Consider the following 232-nt stretch of genomic DNA (forward strand, 5'->3'; position numbering starts at 1 on the left):
AAGAATTATCGGTAAAAAACTAAACAAACGCAAGCAAAAAATTCATAAAAGAACTAAAAAACGAAATTTGAAAGAGCAATTCTTACCCATGCTCCAGGCATCCAATATTCATTATGAAATGGATGGCCGCTATCAAGGTATAGCCCATGGAGGTCTTGGCGCTATTCATCTCTTGGCCCAAAAAATTGGTTTAATTGATGAAATTAATGAAAAAGTTAATGTGCTTAAACGG

At 34.5% G+C, this 232-nt stretch carries 1 pseudogene; it reads left to right on the forward strand.

Features of this window, described 5'->3' with window-relative positions:
* Positions 1–232 (forward strand): annotated as a pseudogene (locus ACYQ2M_RS25565) (IS1380 family transposase); the annotation flags it as partial.

It is taken from the genome of Desulfocicer niacini (assembly GCF_054657595.1).